Origin of the sequence: Streptomyces sp. RK62 (assembly GCF_018070255.1) — a bacterium.
Taxonomy (GTDB): Bacteria; Actinomycetota; Actinomycetes; order Streptomycetales; family Streptomycetaceae; genus Streptomyces; species Streptomyces nigra.
On sequence record NZ_JAGPYD010000014.1, the window covers coordinates 142,608 to 159,845 of the forward strand.

At 71.7% G+C, this 17,238-nt stretch carries 14 protein-coding genes and 1 pseudogene; 10 read left to right on the forward strand and 5 right to left on the reverse strand.

Translation table 11 applies throughout. The annotated features are described in order from the left end of the window. The first annotated feature begins 1 nt into the window (after position 1). The 6 genes from KBY32_RS26320 to KBY32_RS26345 all read left to right on the forward strand — a co-directional run bounded on the left by KBY32_RS26320 (position 2) and on the right by KBY32_RS26345 (position 6,624). Complete coding sequence (locus KBY32_RS26320) at positions 2 to 760, forward strand: DUF3710 domain-containing protein (RefSeq protein ID WP_055622071.1); 759 nt, start codon at positions 2 to 4, stop codon at positions 758 to 760. A gap of 157 nt (positions 761 to 917) precedes the next feature. Beyond that, positions 918 to 2,084 (forward strand): alginate lyase family protein, encoded by a 1,167-nt coding sequence (locus KBY32_RS26325; RefSeq protein WP_115504843.1) that lies wholly within the window; start codon positions 918 to 920, stop codon positions 2,082 to 2,084. 105 nt (positions 2,085 to 2,189) lie between these two features. After that, positions 2,190 to 4,742, forward strand: a complete 2,553-nt coding sequence (locus KBY32_RS26330; protein ID WP_210981874.1) for a sensor histidine kinase KdpD — start codon at positions 2,190 to 2,192, stop codon at positions 4,740 to 4,742. After that, on the forward strand, positions 4,739 to 5,422 hold the full coding sequence (locus KBY32_RS26335) for a response regulator (RefSeq protein ID WP_055622068.1): 684 nt from the start codon (positions 4,739 to 4,741) through the stop codon (positions 5,420 to 5,422). The genes KBY32_RS26330 and KBY32_RS26335 overlap by 4 nt, the downstream gene beginning before the upstream one ends. 20 nt (positions 5,423 to 5,442) lie before the next feature. After that, positions 5,443 to 5,841 (forward strand): OB-fold nucleic acid binding domain-containing protein, encoded by a 399-nt coding sequence (locus KBY32_RS26340; RefSeq protein ID WP_115504840.1) that lies wholly within the window; start codon positions 5,443 to 5,445, stop codon positions 5,839 to 5,841. 3 nt (positions 5,842 to 5,844) lie between these two features. After that, positions 5,845 to 6,624, forward strand: a complete 780-nt coding sequence (locus KBY32_RS26345; RefSeq protein ID WP_055622066.1) for a DUF3159 domain-containing protein — start codon at positions 5,845 to 5,847, stop codon at positions 6,622 to 6,624. A 6-nt stretch (positions 6,625 to 6,630) separates the two neighbouring features. On the opposite strand, the gene KBY32_RS26350 is transcribed toward KBY32_RS26345, so the two are convergent. Further along, positions 6,631 to 7,308, reverse strand: coding sequence for a TrkA family potassium uptake protein (locus KBY32_RS26350; protein WP_210981875.1), 678 nt, complete (start codon positions 7,306 to 7,308; stop codon positions 6,631 to 6,633). Continuing rightward, positions 7,308 to 7,979, reverse strand: a complete 672-nt coding sequence (locus KBY32_RS26355; RefSeq protein WP_055622064.1) for a TrkA family potassium uptake protein — start codon at positions 7,977 to 7,979, stop codon at positions 7,308 to 7,310. Before KBY32_RS26355 ends, KBY32_RS26350 begins: the two co-directional genes overlap by 1 nt. Before the next feature lie 372 nt (positions 7,980 to 8,351). On the opposite strand from KBY32_RS26355, the gene KBY32_RS26360 reads away from it, so the two are divergent. The 3 genes and pseudogenes from KBY32_RS26360 to KBY32_RS26370 form a co-directional block, all read left to right on the forward strand. Beyond that, positions 8,352 to 10,400 carry an APC family permease gene (locus tag KBY32_RS26360; RefSeq protein WP_210981876.1) on the forward strand — a complete coding sequence of 683 codons (2,049 nt, stop codon included), beginning with the start codon at positions 8,352 to 8,354 and terminating at the stop codon, positions 10,398 to 10,400. Between the two features lie 113 nt (positions 10,401 to 10,513). Then, complete coding sequence (locus KBY32_RS26365) at positions 10,514 to 11,854, forward strand: class I SAM-dependent RNA methyltransferase (RefSeq protein ID WP_210981877.1); 1,341 nt, start codon at positions 10,514 to 10,516, stop codon at positions 11,852 to 11,854. A gap of 10 nt (positions 11,855 to 11,864) precedes the next feature. Beyond that, positions 11,865 to 12,014 (forward strand): annotated as a pseudogene (locus KBY32_RS26370) (VOC family protein); the annotation flags it as partial. A gap of 17 nt (positions 12,015 to 12,031) precedes the next feature. On the opposite strand, the gene KBY32_RS26375 reads toward KBY32_RS26370, so the two are convergent. From KBY32_RS26375 to KBY32_RS26385, 3 genes are read right to left on the reverse strand one after another with little or no spacing between them, the layout of a single operon-like run. Continuing rightward, positions 12,032 to 14,062 (reverse strand): JmjC domain-containing protein, encoded by a 2,031-nt coding sequence (locus KBY32_RS26375; RefSeq protein WP_210981878.1) that lies wholly within the window; start codon positions 14,060 to 14,062, stop codon positions 12,032 to 12,034. Next, entirely contained in the window at positions 14,059 to 15,018 is a 960-nt protein-coding gene (locus KBY32_RS26380) for a metallopeptidase TldD-related protein (protein WP_210981879.1), read from the reverse strand. The genes KBY32_RS26375 and KBY32_RS26380 overlap by 4 nt, the downstream gene beginning before the upstream one ends. Positions 15,019 to 15,026: 8 nt before the next feature. Continuing rightward, entirely contained in the window at positions 15,027 to 16,310 is a 1,284-nt protein-coding gene (locus KBY32_RS26385) for an MFS transporter (RefSeq protein ID WP_210981880.1), read from the reverse strand. Positions 16,311 to 17,029: 719 nt separating this feature from the next. Here KBY32_RS26385 and KBY32_RS35720 point away from each other — a divergent pair. Beyond that, entirely contained in the window at positions 17,030 to 17,158 is a 129-nt protein-coding gene (locus tag KBY32_RS35720) for a hypothetical protein (protein ID WP_258872951.1), read from the forward strand. Positions 17,159 to 17,238 lie beyond the last annotated feature (80 nt).

Consider the following 17,238-nt stretch of genomic DNA (forward strand, 5'->3'; position numbering starts at 1 on the left):
CGTGTTCGGACGTCGCAAGAAGAAGGGTGCCGCCGAGGACGCGGCCGGCGAGCCCGAGCAGGTCGTCGACATCGACACTGAGGCGGACGACGACGGCACGCGCGAGCGCGTACGGCTCGAGCCGGAACCGCGCCCCGACGGGCCGTGGGACAGCTCCGAGGTAAGGGACCCCGGCGAGGGCCGGGTGGACCTGGGCGGCCTGTTCGTACCGGGCGTCGACGGCATGGAGCTGCGGGTGGAGGTCGCGGGCGACGCCATCGTCGCGGCGACCGTCGTGCTGCGCGACAGCGCCATTCAGCTGCAGGCCTTCGCCGCCCCCAAGCGCGAGGGCATCTGGGGCGAGGTGCGCGAGGAGATCGGCTCGGGCATCACCCAGCAGGGTGGCATCGTCGACGAGGTCGAGGGCCCGCTCGGCTGGGAGCTGCGGGCCCAGGTGCCGGTGCAGCTGCCGGACGGCACGGGTGGTTTCCAGGTCGTGCGGTTCGTCGGCGTGGACGGCCCCCGCTGGTTCCTGCGCGGGGTGATCTCGGGCCAGGGCGCGGTGCAGCCGCAGGCGGCCGGCCTGCTCGAGCAGATCTTCCGGGACACGGTCGTGGTCCGAGGCGAGGGCCCGATGGCCCCGCGCGACCCGATCGTCCTCAAGCTGCCCGACGACGCCCAGATGGTCCCCGAAGGGGTCCAGCAGGAGGAGGCCGGTTCGCGCTTCTCCGGCGGCATGGGGCAGCTCCAGCGCGGACCGGAGATCACCGAGGTCCGCTGAGCCACAGCACATCGAGGGCCGTACCCCGACGGGGTACGGCCCTTTCTCGTGCGTGAACCCTTGACGGCTCATTGGTCCGTACCTACCGTCTCGGCCCAGCGCCTCTGTTCATAAAGGCGCTTCGCGTTCACATACGAGAACGGAAGGCCCCCCACGTATGCGCAGAACCGCCCTCCTCACCGTCGCCGCGGCCCTGCTCGCCACCGCCCTCGCCCGGCCCGCCGGAGCCGCCCCCGCCGCCTTCGCCCACCCCGGAGTCACCGTCTCCCAGGCCCAGCTGGACTTCGCCCGGTCCAAGGTCAACTCCGGGGCCCAGCCCTGGAAGGGCGCCTTCGACCGGATGACGGCGAGCAAGTACGCCGATCTGAACCGCGCCCCCAAGCCCCGCGCAGTCGTCGAGTGCGGCTCGTACTCGAACCCCAACAACGGCTGCACCGACGAGCGCGAGGACGCCATCGCCGCCTACACCCAGGCCCTCGCCTGGTACGTCACCCGCGACGAACGGCACGCCCGCAAGGCCATCGAGCTCATGGACGCCTGGTCCGCCGTGATCAGGGACCACACCAACAGCAACGCGCCCCTGCAGACCGGCTGGGCCGGCTCCTCCTGGCCCAAGGCCGCCGAGATCATCAAGTACACCTACGGCGGCGGCTGGGCGAACTCCGGGCGGTTCGCCACCATGCTGCGCACCGTCTACCTGCCCGAGATCATCAACGGCTCGAACTCCAACGGGAACTGGGAGCTGTCGATGATGGAGGCCGCCGTCGGCATCTCCGTCTTCCTGGAGGACAAGGCCTCCTACGACAAGGCCATGGCGAAGTTCCGCACCCGCACCGCCGCCTACGTCTACCTCGCCTCCGACGGCGACCTGCCGAAGACGGTGCCCAGCCAGAACCTGAACACCCGCGACAAGATCGTCAACTACTGGCAGGGGCAGGGCACCTTCGTCACCGGCCTCACCCAGGAGACCTGCCGCGACCTCACCCACACCGGATACGGCATCTCCGCGATCTCCCACATCGCCGAGACCAGCCGCATCCAGGGCCAGGACCTGTACGGCACCGACGTCGGCGAGCGGCTGCGGCACGCGCTCGGCTTCCAGGCCAAGTACGAACTCGGGGCGGCCGTGCCCAGCTGGCTGTGCGGCGGGTCGCTCCACCTCGGCCTCGGACCCGTCACCGAGGTCGGGCACAACGCCCTGGCCAACCGGCTCGGCCACGCCATGACCAACACCGCCGCGCTGAACGCGCGCAACCGCCCCTCCGGCACCGACAACCTCTTCGTCGCCTGGGAGACGCTCACCCACGGCGACAACCCGGCCTGACCACCCCCCACGGGTGGCGGCGGTGGCGTCAGGGTTGCGTCAAGGACGCCGCCGCCGTCTCACCCCGCCCCATTTGTCGCGTTCCCGCGTCGTAATGTCGACGCCATGGGACGCGGCAGGCTTCGGATCCACCTCGGTGCGGCACCGGGCGTCGGCAAGACGTACGCCATGCTCGCCGAGGCGCACCGCCGCGTCGAGCGGGGCACGGACTGCGTGGTCGCCTTCGTCGAGCACCACGACCGGCCCCGCACCGAGGCGCTGCTGCACGGCCTGGAGCAGGTGGAGCGCCGGCGGCTGGAGCACCGGGGCGGGACCTTCACGGAGATGGACGTCGACGCCGTCCTCGCCCGCCGCCCACAAGTCGCGCTAGTCGACGAGCTCGCCCACACCAACGTCCCCGGCTCCCGCAACGCCAAGCGCTGGCAGGACGTCGAGGAACTGCTCGCCGCCGGCATCGACGTCGTCTCGACCGTCAACATCCAGCACCTGGAGTCACTGGGCGACGTCGTCGAGTCCATCACCGGCGTACGGCAGCGGGAGACCGTGCCCGACGAGGTGGTGCGCCGCGCCGACCAGATCGAACTCGTCGACATGTCGCCCGAGGCGCTGCGGCGGCGCATGGCGCACGGCAACATCTACCGGCCCGACAAGGTCGACGCCGCCCTGTCCCACTACTTCCGGCCCGGCAACCTCACCGCGCTGCGCGAACTCGCCCTGCTCTGGGTCGCCGACCGCGTCGACGCCCACCTCCAGCAGTACCGCGCCGAGCACCACGTGTCCGCGATCTGGGGCTCCCGGGAGCGGATCGTGGTCGGACTGACCGGCGGCCCCGAGGGGCGGACGCTGATCCGGCGCGCGGTGCGGCTGGCCGAGAAGGGCGCGGGCGGCGAGGTGCTGGCCGTCTACATCGCCCGCAGCGACGGCCTCACCTCCGCCTCCCCGCAGGAACTGGCCGTCCAGCGGACCCTCGTCGAGGACCTCGGCGGCACCTTCCACCACGTCGTCGGCGACGACGTCCCCGCGGCCCTCCTGGCCTTCGCGCGCGGCGCCAACGCCACCCAGATAGTCCTCGGCTCGTCCCGCCGCAGGACCTGGCAGTACATCCTCGGACCCGGCGTCGGCGCCACCGTCGCCCGGGACTCGGGACCCGACCTCGACGTGCACATCGTCACGCACGACGAGGTCGCCAAGGGGCGCGGACTGCCCGCCGCCCGGGGCGCCCGGCTGGGCCGCTGGCGCATCCTGTGGGGCTGGCTGATCGCGGTCGGCGGGCCGGCGCTGCTCACCCTGCTGCTGTCGCACGTCGACGCCGAACTGGGCCTCGCCAACGACATGCTGCTGTTCCTCACGCTGACCGTGGCGGCGGCCCTCGTCGGCGGGCTCGCCCCGGCCCTCGCCTCCGCGGCCCTCGGCTCCCTGCTGCTCAACTGGTTCTTCACCCCGCCACTGCACCGCGTCTCGATCGCCGACCCCAAGAACCTGCTCGCCCTGCTGGTCTTCGTGTGCGTCGCCGTCGCGGTCGCCTCCGTGGTCGACCTCGCCGCCCGCCGCACCCACCAGGCGGCCCGGCTGCGCGCCGAGTCCGAGATCCTGTCCTTCCTCGCGGGCGGCGTGCTGCGCGGCGAAACCGGCCCTGAGGACCTGCTGGAACGGGTCCGGGAGACCTTCGGCATGGAGTCCGCGGCCCTGCTCGAACGCACCGACGACCTCGCCCCCTGGACCTGCGCGGGCCGCGTCGGCGCGGGACCGGCCCCGGCCCGCCCCGAGGACGCCGACGTCGACGTCCCCGTCGGCGACCACATGGCGCTCGCCCTGACCGGCCGGGTGCTGCCCGCCGAGGACCGGCGCGTCCTGGCCGCCTTCGCCGCGCAGTCCGCCGTCGCCCTGGACCGCCGCCGGCTCCGGCACGAGGCCGACCGGGCCGGGCAACTCGCCGAGGGCAACCGCATCCGCACCGCGCTCCTCGCCGCCGTCAGCCACGATCTGCGCACCCCGCTCGCCGGCATCAAGGCGGCGGTGTCCTCGCTGCGCTCCGACGACGTGGCCTGGTCGCCCGAGGACGAGGCCGAACTGCTGGCCGGCATCGAGGAGGGCGCCGACCGGCTCGACCACCTCGTCGGGAACCTGCTGGACATGTCCCGGCTCCAGACCGGCACCGTCACCCCGCTGATCAGGGAGATCGACCTCGACGAGGTGGTGCCGGCGGCGCTGGGCGGGGTGCCCGAGGGCAGCGTCGACCTCGACGTCCCGGAGACGCTCCCCATGGTCGCCGTCGACCCCGGGCTGCTGGAGCGGTCGGTGGCCAACCTCGTCGAGAACGCCGTCAAGTACAGCCCCCGCGACAGCAGGGTCCTGGTGGCCGCCAGCGCCCTCGCCGACCGGGTCGAGGTCCGGGTGGTCGACCGGGGCCCCGGAGTCCCGGACGCCGCCAAGGAGCGCATCTTCGAGCCCTTCCAGCGGTACGGCGACGCCCCGCGCGGCGCCGGCGTCGGACTCGGCCTCGCGGTCGCCCGGGGCTTCGCCGAGGCGATGAACGGCACGCTCGGCGCCGAGGACACCCCCGGCGGGGGCCTCACCATGGTGCTGACGCTGCGGGCCGCCGGAGCACAGCCCGGCCCCGCCGGATCAGACGTACGACCCGAAAGGCAGACCACATGACCCGGGTGCTCGTGGTGGACGACGAGCCGCAGCTCGTGCGCGCCCTCGTGATCAACCTCAAGGCCCGCCACTACGAGGTCGACGCCGCCCACGACGGGGCCACCGCCCTCGACATCGCCGCCGCCCGTCACCCCGACGTCGTCGTCCTCGACCTCGGCCTGCCCGACATGGACGGCGTCGAGGTCATCCGCGGACTGCGCGGCTGGACCCGGGTGCCCATCCTGGTGCTCTCCGCCCGGCACTCCTCCGACGAGAAGGTCGAGGCGCTGGACGCGGGCGCCGACGACTACGTCACCAAGCCGTTCGGCATGGACGAGCTGCTGGCCCGGCTGCGGGCCGCCGTCCGCCGTGCCGAGCCCACCGGGGCCGGCGAGGGCGAGGTGATCGTGGAGACCGACGAGTTCACCGTCGACCTCGCCGCGAAGAAGGTCCACCGCGGCGGGCGTGACGTACGGCTCACCCCCACCGAATGGCACCTGCTGGAGGTGCTGGTCCGCAACACCGGGAAGCTCGTCGGCCAGAAACAGCTGCTGCGCGAGGTCTGGGGGCCGTCGTACGGGACGGAGACCAACTATCTGCGGGTCTACATGGCCCAGCTGCGCAGAAAGCTCGAGGCGGACCCCTCGCACCCCAAGCACTTCGTCACCGAGCCGGGGATGGGCTATCGGTTCGAGAAGTGAGGCCCGGTACGCTTCAAGACATGACTGCTGTTCCTCGTTCGGAAAAGGCGGTGGGCCGGTTCCGGCGCATGCTCGACCGGCTCTCCTCGTCGCAGGAGGACCTGGAGTCCGAGGAGCTGCGTGAGGACGCCGAGACCGCCGGCTGTACCAAGATCGGTGACTGCCGGGACCGGCAGATAGTGACGGTTACTGGTACCTTGCGCACGGTCACCCTGCGGCCGCGCGCCGGAGTCCCGGCCCTGGAGGCCGAACTGTTCGACGGCACCGCCGCGCTCGACGTGGTGTGGCTCGGCAGGCGCTCCATAGTCGGCATAGAGCCCGGACGCAAGCTGATCGCATCCGGCAGGATCGCCATGAGCCGGGGCCGCCGGGTGCTGTTCAACCCGAAATACGAACTGAGACCCCTCGGACGGGAGTAGCCGGTGACGTCGCTCGACAAGCCGACCGAAGACACCACCGCAGACGCCGGGCACGACTCCCGCGCGGTGACGGAGGCCGCGCTGTTCGAGGCCTTCGGCGGCATGCGCGGCATGATCGAGACGGTCCTGCCGGGTCTGCTCTTCGTCACGATCTACACGATCAACAAGAATCTGCACATGTCGGCCCTCGCGGCCCTCGCGGTGTCCGTCGTGCTCGTGGTGGTCCGCCTGGCGACGCGGGACACCGTCAAGCACGCCTTCAGCGGTGTCTTCGGCGTGGCCTTCGGTGTCGTCTTCGCGATGATGACCGGCAACGCCAAGGACTTCTACCTGCCCGGCATGATCTACACGCTGGGCCTCGCCCTCGCGTACATCATCACCACGCTGTGCGGCGTCCCCCTGATCGGGCTGATCCTCGGACCGGTGTTCAAGGAGAACCTCTCCTGGCGCACCCGCAACCCCGGCCGCAAGAAGGCGTACTCCAAGGCCAGCTACGCCTGGGGCCTGATCCTGCTCGCCAAGTGCGCGATCCTCTTCCCGCTGTACTGGTGGGCCGACACCACCCAGCTGGGCTGGGTGCTGGTCGCCCTCAAGATCCCGCCGTTCCTGTTGGCCGTCTGGCTGACCTGGGTGTTCCTGGCGAAGGCCCCCGCGCCGATCGACGTCTTCGCGGAGATGGAGGCGGCCGAGGCCGCCGAGAGGGCCGAGGAGGAGCGCCGGGCGGGGACGGCCCCCGAGACCGGGGAGACGACGACCGGCGGCCGGCACCGCCGCGACGTGTAGGCACCTCTACCAGCCGCTTCCACGACGACGGACCGACAGCAGGTCCTCCAGCTGCTCCTCACGGGCCTGCGCGGCCACGAACAGCAGCTCGTCACCGGCCTCCAGGGAGTCCTCCCGGGACGGGGTGAGCACCCGGGTGCCGCGGATGATCGTGACCAGGGACGTGTCCTGCGGCCACTCCACATCGCCGACCTGGGTGCCGGCCAGGGCCGACTCCTCCGGCAGCGTCAGCTCCACCAGGTTGGCGTCGCCGTGGCTGAAGCGCAGCAGCCGGACCAGATCGCCGACGCTCACCGCCTCCTCGACCAGGGCCGACATCAGACGCGGGGTGGAGACGGCCACGTCCACGCCCCAGGCCTCGTTGAACAGCCACTCGTTCTTCGGGTTGTTCACCCGGGCGACGACGCGCGGGACGCCGTACTCCGTCTTCGCCAGCAGGGAGACGACCAGGTTCACCTTGTCGTCGCCCGTCGCGGCGATCACCACGTTGCAGCGCTGAAGCGCCGCCTCGTCCAGCGACGTGATCTCGCAGGCGTCGGCCAGCAGCCACTCCGCCTGCGGGACGCGCTCGACCGAGATGGCGGTCGGCGCCTTGTCGACGAGCAGGACCTCGTGGCCGTTCTCCAGCAGTTCGCCCGCGATGGAACGGCCCACCGCACCGGCACCGGCAATGGCGACCCTCATCAGTGACCGCCCTCCTCTTCGGGACCCATGGCGAACGCCGCCTCGACCTTGTCGACCTCGTCGGTGCGCATCATGACGTGCACCAGGTCGCCGTCCTGCAACACCGTCTGCGAGCTGGGCAGGATCGCCTCACCGAGCCGGGTCAGGAACGCCACCCGCACGCCCGTCTCCTCCTGGAGCCGGCTGATCTTGTGGCCCACCCACTCCGGGGAGGTGTGCACCTCGGCGAGCTGGACCCCGCCCGTGGGATCCCGCCACAGCGGCTCCGCGCCCGAGGGGAGCAGCCGGCGCAGCATCTGGTCCGCCGTCCAGCGGACCGTCGCCACGGTCGGGATGCCGAGACGCTGGTAGACCTCGGCGCGGCGCGGGTCGTAGATCCGGGCCGCGACGTTCTCCACGCCGAACATCTCGCGGGCCACCCGGGCCGAGATGATGTTGGAGTTGTCGCCGCTGGAGACGGCCGCGAACGCGCCCGCCTCCTCGATGCCCGCCTCGCGCAGCGTGTCCTGGTCGAAGCCGACGCCGGTGACGCGCCGGCCCCCGAAGCCCGGCCCCAGCCGGCGGAACGCGGTGGGGTCCTGGTCGATCACTGCGACCGTGTGCCCTTGCTGCTCCAGGGTCTGGGCCAGAGCCGAGCCCACCCTTCCGCAACCCATGATGACGATGTGCACGGCCCTACCCCGCACTCCTCGATAGGCGTCCGACTTGCGTGAACGTGGCGCTCATATCTCTTCTCTCGAATCGCCGGGCAACAGGCGCGGTCCGGTCGCAGACCGCTGGGCAACATCATGCCGGGGTTTCCCGCCGATGATCCCCCGCGGTTCGCATCGTGGGCCCGACGGCACCCGCGCCGCGGTCCCGCCCGCCCGCACGCTCCGCTCCCACGCTCCGCACCCACGTCCAAGGTAACGTCCGGATCCCGCCGCTCCGGGCGGTGGCGCGGGACGGAGGTCACCGGGCCCGGCACGGCGGGTGCCCGGCCCCGCGCGTCATGTTCCCCCGGATGTGCTCCATGCCCGACCGGGGGCATACGATTCTCTGTTGTGTCCAAACTGACCGACGTGCCCAAGCGGATCCTCATCGGGCGCGCCCTGCGCAGCGACCGGCTCGGGGAGACTCTCCTGCCGAAGCGCATCGCCCTGCCCGTGTTCGCTTCCGACCCGCTGTCGTCCGTGGCGTACGCGCCCGGCGAGGTGCTGCTGGTCCTCTCCATCGCGGGCGTGTCGGCCTACCACTTCAGCCCCTGGATCGCCGCCGCGGTCGTCGTGCTGATGTTCACGGTGGTCGCCTCCTACCGCCAGAACGTGCACGCCTACCCGAGCGGCGGCGGCGACTACGAGGTCGCCAACACCAACCTCGGCCCAAGGGCCGGCCTCACGGTCGCGAGCGCCCTGCTCGTCGACTACGTCCTGACCGTGGCCGTGTCCATCTCCTCCGGCATCGAGAACCTCGGCTCCGCGGTCCCGTTCGTCGTCGAGCACAAGGTCGAGTGCGCCGTCGGCGTGATCCTGCTGCTCACCGTGATGAACCTGCGGGGCGTCAAGGAGTCCGGCGGGCTGTTCGCCATCCCGACGTACGTGTTCGTCGCGGGCGTCTTCATCATGATCGCGTGGGGGGCGTTCCGCGGGATCGTCCTCGGCGACACCATGCGGGCGCCCACCGCGACGCTCGAGATCAAGCCCGAGCACCAGGGACTCGCGGGCTTCGCGCTCGTCTTCCTGCTGCTGCGCGCCTTCTCCTCCGGATGCGCCGCGCTCACCGGCGTCGAGGCGATCTCCAACGGCGTCCCGGCCTTCCGCAAGCCCAAGTCGAGGAATGCCGCGACCACGCTCGCCCTGATGGGCCTGCTCGCCGTCACCATGTTCTGCGGCATCATCGGGCTCGCCATGGCCACCAAGGTCCGCATGGCCGAGAACCCGGCTGTCGACCTGATCAAGGACGGCGTCGCCGTCGGCTCCGGCTATGTGCAGAACCCGGTCATCACCCAGGTCGCCGAGGCCGTCTTCGGCAAGGGCACCTTCTTCTTCGTCGTGCTCGCCGGGGCCACCGCCCTCGTGCTGTTCCTGGCCGCCAACACCGCCTACAACGGCTTCCCGGTGCTCGGCTCGATCCTCGCCCAGGACCGCTATCTGCCGCGCCAGCTGCACACCCGCGGCGACCGGCTCGCCTTCTCCAACGGCATCGTGCTCCTCGCCGGCGCCGCCGCCCTCCTGGTCTGGATCTACGGCGCCGACTCCACCCGGCTGATCCAGCTCTACATCGTCGGCGTCTTCGTCTCGTTCACGCTCAGCCAGATCGGCATGGTCCGGCACTGGAACCGGCTGCTCGCCGCCGAGCGGGACCAGGCCAAGCGGCGCCATATGATCCGCTCCCGCGCGATCAACGCCTTCGGCGCCTTCTTCACCGGCCTCGTCCTGATCGTCGTCCTCGTCACCAAGTTCACCCACGGCGCCTGGGTGGCCCTGCTCGGCATGGTCATCTTCTACGGCACGATGACCGCGATCCGCCGCCACTACGACCGCGTCTCCGCGGAGCTCGCCGCCCCCGAGGGCCCCAGCGACGACATCGCACGGCCCTCCCGGGTGCACTCGGTCGTCCTGGTCTCCAAGCTCCACCGTCCCGCGCTGCGCGCCCTGGCCTACGCCAAGCTGCTGCGCTCGGACACCCTGGAGGCGCTCACGGTCAACGTCGACCCGGCCGAGACCAAGGCGCTGCGCGAGGAGTGGGAGCGGCGCGGTATCGACGTACCGCTGAAGGTCCTCGACTCGCCCTACCGCGAGATCACGCGCCCGATCATCGAGTACGTCAAGAGCCTCCGCAAGGAGTCCCCGCGCGACGCGGTGTCGGTGATCATCCCCGAGTACGTCGTCGGCCACTGGTACGAGCACCTGCTCCACAACCAGAGCGCGCTGCGCCTGAAGGGGCGGCTGCTGTTCACCCCCGGCGTCATGGTGACCTCGGTCCCGTACCAGCTCGAGTCCTCCGAGGCCGCGAAGCTGCGCGCCCGCAGGCGCGGCGAGTGGAACGCCCCCGGTTCGGTGCGGCGCGGACCGGCGCAGGAGCGGCCGAAGGAGCCCGAGACCCGGAAGTGACCGGGCCGGGACGAGGAGCCCGCACACGCACGTAGACTGGTGGGCTGTTGTCGGGCCCACCGGGAGCCGCGCGCCCGGGCCGTAACCCCCACTCGATCTGGAGTCACCCCACCATGCACGCAGAAGAGAAGAAGTCGCTGGTGAGGTCGCTGGTGGGGGAGGAGTACGAGGTCGAGATCGGCCCCGTCGCCCACGGCGGGCACTGCATCGCCCGCACCGACGCCGGCCAGGTGCTGTTCGTCCGGCACACCCTGCCCGGCGAGCGCGTCGTGGCCCGGGTGACCGAGGGCGAGGAGGGCGACCGCTTCCTGCGCGCGGACGCCGTGGAGATCCTGTCCGCCTCCAAGGACCGTATCGAGGCGCCCTGCCCGTTCGCCGGTCCCGGCCGCTGCGGCGGCTGCGACTGGCAGCACGCCAAGCCCGGCGCGCAGCGCCGGCTCAAGGGCGAGGTCGTCGCCGAGCAGTTGCAGCGGCTCGCGGGACTGTCCCCCGAGGACGTCGGCTGGGACGGCACGGTGATGCCGGCCGAGGGCGACAAGCTGCCCGCCGGGCAGGTGCCGCAGTGGCGCACCCGTGTGCAGTACGCCGTCGACGCCGACGGGCACGCCGGTCTGCGCCGGCACCGCTCGCACGACGTGGAGCGGATCGACCACTGCATGATCGCCGCCGAGGGCGTCAGCGAGCTGGGCATCGAGAAGCGGGACTGGTCCGGCATGGCCTCGGTGGAGGCCATCGCGGCGACCGGCTCCCAGGACCGCCAGGTGATCCTGACGCCGCGGCCGGGGGCACGCCTCCCGATCGTCGAGCTCGACCGTCCGGTCTCCGTCATGCGCGTCGGCGAGAAGGACGGCGGCACGCACCGGGTGCACGGCCGCCCCTTCGTCCGCGAGCGCGCCGACGGCCGTACACACCGCGTCGGCAGCGGAGGCTTCTGGCAGGTCCACCCGAAGGCCGCCGACACCCTGGTGACGGCCGTCATGCAGGGCCTGCTGCCCCGCAAGGGCGACATGGCCCTGGATCTGTACTGCGGGGTGGGCCTCTTCGCGGGCGCCCTCGCCGACCGCCTCGGCGACAAGGGCGCGGTCCTCGGCATCGAGTCCGGCAAGCGCGCGGTGGAGGACGCCCGGCACAACCTGGCCGAGTTCGAGCGCGTCCGCATCGAGCAGGGCAAGGTCGAGTCGGTCCTGCCGCGCACCGGCATCACCGAGGTCGACCTCATCGTCTTGGACCCGCCGCGCGCGGGCGCGGGCCGCAAGACGGTCGAGCACCTGTCGTCCCTGTCCGCCCGCCGCATCGCCTATGTGGCCTGCGACCCGGCCGCCCTCGCCCGGGACCTGGCGTACTTCCGGGACGGGGGGTACCGGGTGCGGTCGCTGCGGGTGTTCGACCTGTTCCCGATGACGCATCACGTGGAGTGTGTGGCGATTCTGGAGCCTGTGGCGAAGGGCGCCTAAGGGCTGTCCCGTCGACGACATCGAGGACACCGTCGCCCGTCAGCGCCCTCACGGTGCTGAACTCGTGGGTCAGATCGCACGGTTCGAGGACAGCTGTCTGCTGTGCCACCTCCGTGGCCCTGAGGGCATCATCGTCGGACTGGCCGAGCAACTGCGCTGACGTCCCCGTCCCCTTTTCTACGGCTCCAGTTCCGACAGCCCGGTCCACAGGGCCTGGCCCTGGGGCGTCAGGCGTCCGTCGTCGTGCAGTGCCGTCAGCGCGTCGCGGATGCGTTCGGACAAGGACGCCAGGGCGTGCGGTGTCTCGCCGTGGTGGCGTAGGAACTCCCGTTCGTTCACGGCCGTGTACGTGTCCCGGAGCAACGTGGAGACGGGCAGGGCTGTCTCCACCGATGGTGGGCGTACGGCCGTTCCCGGCTCCTCGCTCAGCGTGTACAGGTCGGCGATCGTGTCGTAGCGCGTCTGGGCGGCGGCGCGGCACAGGTGGCGGGCGGTCTCCAGCGGGGTGGTGGCGGGGACGACCGCCGCGCCCCGGAACGCGGGCACCGTCTCCGGCAGCGGCGTCCGCGCCGGGGTGAGGCGGCTCAGGGAGGCGCGGATGTCGTCCGCCGCCGGGGGCCACACCTTGTCGATCAGGGTCAGGGCCTGGGCGACCGTCTCCAGGAACTCCTCCGCCCGTGTCCCGTCCGGTGGCTGCGGGAAGCGGCGGCCCGCCGGGTGGAAGGCGGTGTACCAGGAGTGCGGCGGCAGGAGGCGGGGGCCGTTCTCCGCGAGGGCCGGGAGCACGGTCACGTGCGGGCCGGCCGTCTCGCCGGTCAGATCCGTCGACGGCAGCCGTACGCCGGCCACGTCCGCGTGTGCCCCGTGCACCTCCACCGTCACCGTCTCACCTGCCGTGTCCGGCAGTTCGATCACCCGGCCCGCCGACAGCACTGCCAGTTGCCCGGGGGCGCTGAGGGCGGCCACCAGGGGGACTCCCGGTGCCGGTACCTCGTGGCGGAGCAGTTCGGGCAGGCTGAACGACGTGAGGTGGGCCAGCAGGGTGTCCGGCGCGCGCCGGTAGCCCGCCTCGCGCTCGCGCTCCGCCTGCCGTACCCAGGACGTCACCTCGGGGGTGCGGCACCACGCCAGCAAGGCGGGGTGCGGCAGGCGTGTCAGTCCGTTCACCACCGCCTGGACCGAGGAGGCCAGACGCGGGTCGCCGCAGGCGCCGGCCCGGTCCCGGGCCAGGACCAGGAGCCGTTTGAGGCAGCGCTTGGCCGACAGGTCCGCGAGCAGGGTGGTCGTCCCGCCGGGCAGGACGGCCTTCGCGAGGTCGACCGCCGGTGCCGCGCCCGTGAACAGCGGCTTGATCGGGGTGACGTCGACCGTGACCGGGGAGACCTGGACGGGCTCCGGCCGCAGCGGGTCCGGTTCGGGGCGGTGCCGGGCCACGGTGGAGCGGCGGGACTCCTGCCAGCGGGCCAGGACGCGCCGTCGTGACACGGGGTCCGCGAGGACGTCGAGGAGTTCGGCGAGGGCCTGTTCGTCGGGAGCGGCCGGCAGCGGAGAGGGGTGCCACCACGCGCGGTGCCCGGACAACTCCTCGTGGAGCAGCGGCCAGAGCTCGGTGAGCGGGGTGACCAGATTGCAGGTCATGGTGAGGGAGAGGGAGCGGCCGGTCGACGTGCCCCAGTGCGGATGGAACAGCGGGATGTACAGCAGGTCGCCCGCCTCGACCACGAACTCCTCGTAGTCGTCGGTGAGATAGAACTGGCCCGACAGGGACGGATCCTCCAGGACCCGCCGGCGCCGGTCCGTCTCCGGTACGGCCGTGGGGGAGCCGATGCGCCAGATCTTGCTGCCGTCCTGCTGGAGCGTGAAGTTGTCGTCGTAGTCGAAGTGGCAGCCGATGCTGCCGGGCGCGTGGGTGCGCGACACGTCGAAGGTGACGCGCGGCCAGCCCAGCCTCCGCTGGAGTTCGCCGGCCCGCCGCGCCAGCCGGGGGCTCAGCGCGTCCGCGCCCTTGACGAACTCGATGCGTCCCGGGTCGTGGGCCAGCCGGTCGGGTGCCTGTTCACGGACCTGCTCGACGATCGCGTCGGCCTCCTCGTAGCCCAGCGTGAGCCCCAGGAGGTCGTGCGCGCCGCCCTTGACGAACAGCGGCTTCCGGCGCCAGTACTCGGCCAGGAAGCGCTCGTAGGACAGGCCCCTCACGAACTCCGTCATGGTGTTCCTCCGTCCGGATACAGCAGCAGGTCGTCGAAGAGCAGATACGGGGCTTCCAGGGAGACGGAGACCTGCTGGCCCTTCTTGTCGCAGCGGTGGTACGGGTCGTGCGGCACCGCGTGGTCGCCGACGCCGCGCAGCCTCCTCATGAGCTGCACCTTGTGGCCGCGCAGCACCAGGTCGCCGTACACCTCGTCGGTGATCCGGCCGTGGCGGATCCGGCGGGCCCAGGCCGGTTTGAGCAGGACGTACTCCCGTACGGAGCCGCCCTCGCGCGGTGCGCCGAGCAGGAACCCGTCCGTGACCCGCCCGATGAGGTCCTCGGCGCGGTGCTCGCCCGGCGCCACGCTCAGCACGCCCATCCGGGGGAGCGCCTCGCGGGCGGTGGGGGCGCGGCGGCCGTGGCCGTTGCTGCCGCTGCGGCCCGGGTGGGACCGGCTGGTCAGCAGCCCGGTCCAGCGGCCGTCCTCGACCAGCCGGACGGGCGCCGCCGCCGTGCCCTCGTCGTCGCGGACGTAGGACCCGCAGTGGCCGGGCCGGGTCGGGTCGTCGGTCACCGTCAGCGGGACGCGGGTCCAGCGGTCCCCGAGGCCGATGCCCAGCCGGTGCCCGTAGTCGGCGTGGTTGTCGGCCTCGCTGGTGTGCCCGACGCACTCGTGCACGGCGATGGCGGCCATCAGCGGTGTCATCACCACGGGCACGGCGGTGCGGGCTGGCAGCGGGCGGGCGGCCCGGACGGCGTCCAGATCGGTGCGGAGGGAGTCCAGGCCCTCCGACAGCAGCGCCGTCCGGAGGCCGGACGGGTCGGGCGCGCGGGCACCCCACTGGACGAGCCCTCCGCCCTCGTGCGTGACCAGGAGGGCCCATCCCGTGGCGTCCGCCTCGACCGTGACATCCATCCCGGGCAACCGCTCGCACAGCGCCGCCAGTTCGGCGGTCAGCGAGCGCGTCGTCACCGCCGTACTCATTCGGCCGTGCCGCCCCCGGCGGCAGCCGTCTGCCCGGCGGGGTCCGGCTCCGGCGCTTCCGTGCCGGCGGCACCGAGGGTCGCCACGTCCCGTACGGCCAGCGGGAGTACGGAGGTGACGAAGACGACGGCACCGGCCGCGGCCATCGCGGTGACGGCCTGCCCGGCGCCCGCCACCAGCAGACCGGCCAGCATCTGCCCGGCCGGCATCCCGACGAAGGAGGCGAAGAAGTCGAGGGCGAAGACGCGCCCGAGAAGTGCGCGCGGGACATGCCGCTGGATGGCGGTCGTCTTGAGTACGTCGAAGAACTGCACGCCCGCGCCGCCGAGCGCGAACAGCGCGACCAGCACGGGCAGGGACGAGGTCGCCGCGAACGCGAGGCAGGCGACGCCGAACAGGCTGATCGCGGCCAGCGCCCACAGGCCCGGCCGCCGGAACAGCTTCTGCGTCAGGCCCGCGACGGCCGCACCGCCGATGCCGCCGAGGGCGAACGCGGACAGGACGAACCCGTATCCGGCCGGACCGCCGAGGCGGTCGTCCGCGATCAGCGGGACCAGGACGAACCAGGGGCCCACGGCGAACAGCACATGGACGACGGCCATCGCCTCCAGGGCCATCAGCCACCGCATCCGCACGACCACCCGGATCCCGGCGACGGCCTCGGCGAACATCGACTCCTCGTCGCGGGCGGCGGGTTTGCGCCGTTCGCCGAGCCGCCGTCCGACCATCAGGAGGGTGAGCGAGGAGACGGCGAAGGTCGCGGCGTCCACCCACAGGGCGCTGCGCGGCCCGACCGCCGCCACCAGCAGTCCCGCGCCGGCCGGGCCGACGACCTGGCCGGTGTTCTTCAGCATGTTGGTGGCGGCGTTGGCCTGTTCCAGCGTCCGCTCCGGGACGAGGGACGGCACGACGGAGTCGTAGGCCGGCTGGAAGATCGACTCGCCTGCGCCCATCAGGAAGGTGATGAGGGCGAGCGCCCACAGGGGTGCTCCGTTGCCCAGCGCGATGAGCAGCAGGACGGCGGAGAGCCGGACCACGTCGCTGGACATCATCAGGCGGAGCTTGTCCATCCGGTCGGCGAGCACACCGCCCACCAGGATGAGCAGCGCCAGCGCGCCGAACCGGGAGCCGAAGACGACACCGAGCGAGAAGGCGGACTCCTCGCGGCCGAGCGCCAGGGCGACGACGGCCATGGGGAACAGCTGATCGCCGATGATGCTGACCAGCTGACCGGACCACAGCCAGCGGTAGCCGGCATGTGAAATGGGCCCACGCCCCACGATTCCCCCCAGTGACGGATCGCCCAGGCGGCCGGCAGGCTCGCCGCGCCGGAATTCCAGCCACGTGAGGACTGTTTTCGGTCGGTGCTTTCGGGACAGTCGCTCACGTGATGGTGCCGAAGAAGCTTACGGGTCGGTGCGCGCATCTGTCACGGTACTCATCGATTCCGCTGTCGCCGTGCGCCGGGAATTGCCATGCATTGCCGTCCGGAGTGCGCTTCTGGAATTGTTGAATCCTGATCCACTGGCTTGAACTTCTTGTTGACACGCTCGGGAAAATCTCCTTAGCCTCGCTGTGTCGGAAGCCCGGGATCGGGCTTCACGGGGGCATCGCCTGACACAGCGATGCGTGACCACGGGGGCTTTACTGTGATGTCTGCCGTTCGTGCGGGGCCCTGTTACGGCGCTCCTTCCTGTTCTCTCTGATCCTTTCCTCCATTCCCGCCGCAGCGCGGTCCCTTTCCTCTCCTTGCGTGCGCCCGGTGCGCCGGCGCGGTGAGAGGCACCCGGACCGCACCGCCCGGTGGGATACGCCAGGCCACGGCATGCCCGGGTGCAATGAATTCCCGTGGCGTCAGCGGGCCTATGGCGCCCTGTGCCTCCTCGGATTTCTCCGCTGTGAATTCATGCCGGAGTTCCGCCGGGGAGAAGGAAAAAACTCCGTTGTGGGGTCCGGTGTGTCCGCACGCTGTCCCTCGCCTGTCGAGAAAGGAATTGCCATGAACGAAGAGCAGATCCAGACGGACGTGAACGAGGACCTGCTGACCGAGCTGGACGGCCTCGAGGTCGTCGAGGCCGCCGAGCTCCAGGACGGCGCCGCGTTCCACGCCTTCCGCTTCGCGGTCTGACGCACGGCCGTCGCCGGCGAGCGGAGCCCCGTCCTGGACCCCGCTCGCCGGCCCCGGCGCCCGAACCGAACCCCGCCGGC

What these genes read in the sequence shown, in the direction of transcription:
- KBY32_RS26330 (WP_210981874.1), top strand. Translation starts at nt 2,190, where the DNA reads ATGGGACGCGGCAGGCTTCGGATCCACCTCGGTGCGGCACCGGGCGTC.
- KBY32_RS26365 (WP_210981877.1), top strand. Translation starts at nt 10,514, where the DNA reads ATGCACGCAGAAGAGAAGAAGTCGCTGGTGAGGTCGCTGGTGGGGGAG.
- KBY32_RS26325 (WP_115504843.1), top strand. Translation starts at nt 918, where the DNA reads ATGCGCAGAACCGCCCTCCTCACCGTCGCCGCGGCCCTGCTCGCCACC.
- KBY32_RS26350 (WP_210981875.1), bottom strand. Translation starts at nt 7,308, where the DNA reads ATGAGGGTCGCCATTGCCGGTGCCGGTGCGGTGGGCCGTTCCATCGCG.
- KBY32_RS26340 (WP_115504840.1), top strand. Translation starts at nt 5,443, where the DNA reads ATGACTGCTGTTCCTCGTTCGGAAAAGGCGGTGGGCCGGTTCCGGCGC.
- KBY32_RS35720 (WP_258872951.1), top strand. Translation starts at nt 17,030, where the DNA reads ATGAACGAAGAGCAGATCCAGACGGACGTGAACGAGGACCTGCTGACC.
- KBY32_RS26335 (WP_055622068.1), top strand. Translation starts at nt 4,739, where the DNA reads ATGACCCGGGTGCTCGTGGTGGACGACGAGCCGCAGCTCGTGCGCGCC.
- KBY32_RS26375 (WP_210981878.1), bottom strand. Translation starts at nt 14,062, where the DNA reads ATGACGGAGTTCGTGAGGGGCCTGTCCTACGAGCGCTTCCTGGCCGAG.